Origin of the sequence: Arsukibacterium sp. (assembly GCF_033722355.1) — a bacterium.
Taxonomy (GTDB): Bacteria; Pseudomonadota; Gammaproteobacteria; order Enterobacterales; family Alteromonadaceae; genus Alishewanella.
In genome coordinates, this window is sequence record NZ_JAWVZF010000188.1 from 1 (window position 1) to 4,900 (window position 4,900).

Annotated in this window: 8 protein-coding genes; 5 read left to right on the forward strand and 3 right to left on the reverse strand. The window is 51.9% G+C overall.

Features of this window, described 5'->3' with window-relative positions; all coding sequences use genetic code 11:
* Positions 1–30: 30 nt before the first annotated feature.
* Both R3177_RS13160 and R3177_RS13165 read left to right on the forward strand, forming a co-directional pair.
* On the forward strand, positions 31–429 hold the full coding sequence (locus R3177_RS13160) for a GNAT family N-acetyltransferase (protein ID WP_318971484.1): 399 nt from the start codon (positions 31–33) through the stop codon (positions 427–429).
* 3 nt (positions 430–432) lie between these two features.
* The gene (locus tag R3177_RS13165) at positions 433–1,086 is read left to right on the forward strand and encodes an FMN-binding negative transcriptional regulator (RefSeq protein ID WP_318971485.1); all 654 of its coding nucleotides are present in this window, start codon (positions 433–435) and stop codon (positions 1,084–1,086) included.
* On the opposite strand, the gene R3177_RS13170 is transcribed toward R3177_RS13165, so the two are convergent.
* Positions 1,061–2,434, reverse strand: coding sequence for a short-chain fatty acid transporter (locus R3177_RS13170; protein ID WP_318971486.1), 1,374 nt, complete (start codon positions 2,432–2,434; stop codon positions 1,061–1,063). The genes R3177_RS13165 and R3177_RS13170 overlap by 26 nt on opposite strands.
* On the opposite strand from R3177_RS13170, the gene R3177_RS13175 reads away from it, so the two are divergent.
* Complete coding sequence (locus tag R3177_RS13175; RefSeq protein ID WP_318971487.1) at positions 2,408–3,202, forward strand: kinase; 795 nt, start codon at positions 2,408–2,410, stop codon at positions 3,200–3,202. The genes R3177_RS13170 and R3177_RS13175 overlap by 27 nt on opposite strands.
* Here R3177_RS13175 and R3177_RS13180 read toward each other — a convergent pair.
* Both R3177_RS13180 and R3177_RS13185 read right to left on the reverse strand, forming a co-directional pair.
* On the reverse strand, positions 3,189–3,779 hold the full coding sequence (locus R3177_RS13180) for a hypothetical protein (RefSeq protein WP_318971488.1): 591 nt from the start codon (positions 3,777–3,779) through the stop codon (positions 3,189–3,191). The genes R3177_RS13175 and R3177_RS13180 overlap by 14 nt on opposite strands.
* Entirely contained in the window at positions 3,769–4,293 is a 525-nt protein-coding gene (locus tag R3177_RS13185; RefSeq protein WP_318971489.1) for a sigma-70 family RNA polymerase sigma factor, read from the reverse strand. Before R3177_RS13185 ends, R3177_RS13180 begins: the two co-directional genes overlap by 11 nt.
* A 148-nt stretch (positions 4,294–4,441) precedes the next feature.
* Here R3177_RS13185 and R3177_RS13190 point away from each other — a divergent pair, with 148 nt between their 5' ends.
* Together R3177_RS13190 and R3177_RS13195 are read left to right on the forward strand one after the other, a co-directional pair.
* Positions 4,442–4,624 (forward strand): hypothetical protein, encoded by a 183-nt coding sequence (locus tag R3177_RS13190; RefSeq protein ID WP_318971490.1) that lies wholly within the window; start codon positions 4,442–4,444, stop codon positions 4,622–4,624.
* A gap of 3 nt (positions 4,625–4,627) precedes the next feature.
* Positions 4,628–4,900, forward strand: a 273-nt coding sequence (locus R3177_RS13195; protein WP_318971491.1) for a superinfection immunity protein, incomplete at its 3' end; no start/stop codon positions are given.

Genomic DNA, 4,900 nt, shown 5'->3' on the forward strand with positions numbered 1-4,900 from the left:
AATAACAGTTTGCACAACAGGAGAAAAACAATGTCAGTATCGTTTTCGGTGGTTACAGAGGTTGAACTGAGTGAGGCCATAGCCTTATATGTTGCGTCAGGTATAAACCGGCCAACTCATCAACCTGAGCGGATGCAACTGATGTTGCAACACGCCAACTTAATTATCACGGCGCGCCAGCAAGGCAGGTTAGTCGGGCTGGCCCGCTGCCTGACCGATTATAGCTTTGTGGTGTATATTGCTGATTTACTGGTAGATAAAGCCTGGCAGCAACAGGGCATAGGTGGCAGGCTACTGGCCGAAGTACAGCGGCTAACCGGGCCACAGGTACAGCAGTTGTTGCTAAGTGCCCCCTCGGCGATGAGTTATTATCCCAAAGTTGGTTTCAGCCCACTAAGCAATGCTTTTGCAATAGCCCGCAAGGAGTAAGGCATGTTGTATTGTCCGCCGCAAATGGCCTTTGCTGACAAAAATGCGCTGCAGGATTTTATTGCGCAACATAGTTTTGGCTCGCTGGTCAGTACGCCGTTTTTCTGCAGCCATTTGCCCTGGTTACTTAAGCGGGATGAAGGTGAGCATGGCGTACTGTATGGCCATCTGGCCCGGCAAAATCCGCATTGGCGCCAACTTAGTCAGCAACAGGTGCTGATCACCTTCACCGGGCCGCATGCTTATATTTCACCACGCTGGTATCACAGCGAAAAAGCGGTACCGACCTGGAATTACGCGGTAGCCCAGGTGCTGGGGCAAGCAGAGCTGCTTGATGAAGTAACAACGCTGGCACAGCTGGCGCGGCAAATAGCTCAGTATGAACCGGACATTGGTGAAGCAATGACAAAAATGCCACGTAATTATCAGCAGCAACTCGCTGCCGGCATCGTGGGTGTAAAAGTCACCATTACTGAGCTTAGCGGCAAGCTGAAGCTCGGCCAGCACAGAAGTGCTGCCGATCAGCAGGGCGTATTTGCTGCATTGTATGGTAACCCAGAGCCAGAGGCGCAGGCACTGGCTGCGTTAATGCAGCAGTATCAGCTTGGGGCGGGGCAAGTGGCAGAGCCCGTCAGGCAAAACTCAATACAAGGCTGATAATCACTCCGGTGATCACCAGCTGCAGCAGGCAAAAGCCCATAATATCTTTGGCTTTTAAACCGGCGATAGCCAGCACTGGTAAGGCCCAGAACGGCTGAATAAGGTTAGTCCAGGCATCACCCCAGGCGACAGCCATCGCAATCCGGTTTATATCTGCGCCCAGCTCAAGTGCAGCAGGTAGCATGATCGGTGCCTGTACCGCCCACTGGCCGCCGCCGGAGGGCACGAAAATATTGACGATACCGGCGCTGATAAAGCTCCAGAAAGCCAGGGTTTCGGCTGTGGCAAAGCTGACAAACCACTGCGACATACTTTGTGCCAGGCCCGACTGCACCATTATGGCCATAATGCCGGCATAAAAAGGAAACTGGATAACAATACCGGCGCCACCCTGTATCGCCTGCTGCAGGCTGTGCAGCAAGCGGCTGGGGGTACCATGCAGCACTATAGCCAGGAATAAAAACAGGAAGTTAACGATATTCAGGTTTAAGCCACCGCCACCGGTAAAATACTGCAGCAGATAGGCAAGGCCGGCAAAGCCTACCAGCCAGGCCAGCAGCAGACTGTTTTCCAGTTTATCTGCCGGGCGGTCATTGCGGTTTTGTGGCAATACATCGTTCTGTAATTTTGCCGGATCGACATAAACGCTGTCGGCCGCTTTGGGTTGCATCAGATAATTAACCAGCGGGATTGCCAGAAACAGCAATGCAACTAACAGCAGGTTAAAGCTGGCAAAAATGGTGTCTGTGGTTGGAATAATCCCGATTTGGGCTTCACTGAAATGGCCCGGCGTGGCAATAAGCAAGGGTATTGAACCTGCCAAACCGCCATGCCAGACAATAAAGCCCGAATAGGCGCTGGCAACCAGTAAGCGGTAGTCTACCTTTAGCTGGCGGGCCAGCGCTTTGGCAAATAAAGCGCCAACAACCAGACCAAAGCCCCAGTTTAGCCAACTGGCCATTAACGACACCACAGTGACCAGAACAATAGCCTGGCCGGATGATTTAGCCAGTATGGCCAGGCGGTGCAGCAAACCGGTAATAAGCGGGGTACTGGCCAGCATAAAGCCGGTAACCAGTACCAGCAGCATTTGCATGGAGAATGTCAGCAGGCCCCAGAAGCCATGGCCCCAGTATTGCAGCACCTGCAGCGGGCTTTGTTGCTCCAGCAAAACGGCAGCAGCAAACACAATGATGCTTAGCAGCAACACAAAAATATAAGGGTCGGGCAGATAGCGATCGACCAGTTTTACCAAGGGTTTAGCAGCAGCATTTAGCATAGTAGACTCTTTGTTATCATCGTTGTCCGGAGCATTCAGATGGCTGACTTTCGAAGCAGCACTCACTATCAGACTACCTTAGCCCAGTTAGTGGCAAAACTGCAATCCAGGCTCAGGTTGCCGGCCGTGATCGGAATTTCCGGTGCGCAGGGCAGCGGCAAAAGCAGTTTAGCTGCAGCATTAGTTACTCAGTTAAAGCAGCAAGACATCACAGCCGCTGCCGTGTCGCTGGATGACTATTATCTTAGCAGCGCACAGCGCCAGCAGCTGGCGAAGCAGGTTCATCCGTTGCTGCGCCAGCGTGGTGTCCCCGGTAGCCATAATATTGCTCAGGCCATTACTGATGCCCAGGCTGTGCTTGCCGGTCAGCCGGTAGTACTGCCACAATTTGATAAAGCACAGGATGAACCATCAGCGACGTTAGCCAGCCAGCAACTGGACATATTAATTGTCGAAGGCTGGTGTCTGGGTATAGCGGCGCAACCCGAAGCTGAACTGGCAACCCCGGTAAATGAGCTGGAAGAGAACGAAGATAGCGATGGCCGCTGGCGCCACTATGTTAACAGTCAGCTGGCCGGGCCTTATGCCGATTACTGGCGGTTACTTAAACCATTAATCTGGCTTAATGCGCCCGACTGGGACTGCGTCTGCCGCTGGCGGGCAAAGCAGGAGCAACAACTTTGGCAACAGCGTGGCAGCGGTATGACAGAAACTGAACTGGCCCGCTTTATGTTGCCGTTTCAGCGTTTAACCGAGGCCAGCTGGCAACAACTGCCTGCTGTGGCCGATATGGTTATAAATCTGAATAAAAACCAGCAACTTAGTTTTCGTTAAAATCTTCAGCCAAATCTTTAAGTTGCGCCAGCTCAACCCCTTTTAGTCTTACCATTTGCTGCAGCCGGTATATAGTCAGCAGACAGGCTGGCGAAACTAACAGGCTATAAAACAGCAACATATTTAGCGGCGTGTTGTCCAGCTGTAGCAAATGCAATAACCATAGGATCAGGGTAAACAGCACAAGCGCGGCACAGCTTAGTTGAGTGTAGCGATAATAGCGCAGGCTTAACTGGCAAGCTTTGAGCCGAAACTGCAGCAAGCCACTGCTGCTCCAGTTGTCATACGCCAGAATTGGCCTGTGTACCTGCCAGCTGATATAAGCCGTGCTTAATGCCCCCAACGCCAGAAACAGCGCGGCAATGCAGCCCAGCCAGCCTGACACATCAACTAGCAGCCACACAGCAGCAACGGCCATAATTACCGCCCCCAACCATTCACCATACATCAGTAGTTTTTGTTCGCGCTGACGCTGGCTGGCCTGGGCTAAATCGGCGGTGCTGGGTGGCGCTTGCTCCGCCACCGCTTGTTGCTGCCAGCTTTTCGCCAGTGATGCCAGATCAAAATCATCGGCCATGTTGCATTATCTCCATCAGTTCTGTTTTGGCTCGGTTTAGCCGCACCCGCACTGCGCCGTGGCTGATCTGCAGTATCTCTGCAATCTCCGGCGCATCTAAATCTTCCATCGCCAGCAACATTACCTGGCGGTTGGCCGGTGATAACCGCCGTACCGCCTGCATCAGCTGCTGGCTTTGTTGCTTTTCAGCTACCTCTGCAGAGGGACAGTCTTGCAGCATCTGTTGCTGAGTCTCGTCATCTAGCGGTTGCCACTTATGGCGCTGTGCGCGGGCAATATGATCGACCGTCACGTTATGCATAATTCGAAACAGATAAGCGCGTGGCAGCTCGGCCGCTTGCAACCGCGCTGCCGACTGGTGCAGTGCCAGAAAAATATCCTGTTTTAAATCCTGCCGCGCTTCCGGGTCAGCTTCATTGGCCAACAGGGTGCGGCTAATGGCACCCTGGTGCTGTTGCCATAGCTGCACTACAAAATCGATAGCGCTCTGGCTGTTATTGCTTCCTGATCTCAAACTCTGCTGCCTTGCTGTTAAGTACGGTGTCTGGCTGCGCCGCTTTTTACTGCGCACACCCGTTAAGTCTGTTGATTGCTGCAAAGTGTTACACAAAAAAATAAAAAAATAATCTGTAACAGCTAACACAAATTCAATGACTTAACTGATGAAAACAACAAAACTGGAGATTGAGATGGAAACCTTACAACAGTTAATAACACCATTCACTACCGCCTGGTATCAGGCCGACAGCCACGAGCTGGTTTCTTTTAGTATCTTTTTTGCGGCACTGTGGCTGATTGGCATGGTGGTGGAAGCTGCAGTTAAAACAGCAAAACGGGAGGGCTAAAGCATGGAAACAGTCAATCAACTTATCAGCGCATTTAGCAGTGCCTGGCAACAGGCTGATATGGTGTTCTTACTTGGTTTTGGCCTGTTATTTATAACAGTGTGGTTTTTACCCAGCGTACTGGCGCTGATGTTTAACCGTCAGCATGTTGGTAAAATAGCGCTGCTGAATATTCCGGCCGGTTTTTCCTGGATTGCCTGGCTGGCACTGCTGGTGTGGGCTGTTACCGGTAAGCTCAGTAACAAACTGGCAACGAAAGCCCGCTTGAAGCCAGTG

Coding starts and splice junctions, on each gene's coding strand:
- R3177_RS13160 (WP_318971484.1), top strand. CDS start 31: ATGTCAGTATCGTTTTCGGTGGTTACAGAGGTTGAACTGAGTGAGGCC.
- R3177_RS13190 (WP_318971490.1), top strand. CDS start 4,442: ATGAAAACAACAAAACTGGAGATTGAGATGGAAACCTTACAACAGTTA.
- R3177_RS13165 (WP_318971485.1), top strand. CDS start 433: ATGTTGTATTGTCCGCCGCAAATGGCCTTTGCTGACAAAAATGCGCTG.
- R3177_RS13175 (WP_318971487.1), top strand. CDS start 2,408: ATGGCTGACTTTCGAAGCAGCACTCACTATCAGACTACCTTAGCCCAG.
- R3177_RS13180 (WP_318971488.1), bottom strand. CDS start 3,779: ATGGCCGATGATTTTGATCTGGCATCACTGGCGAAAAGCTGGCAGCAA.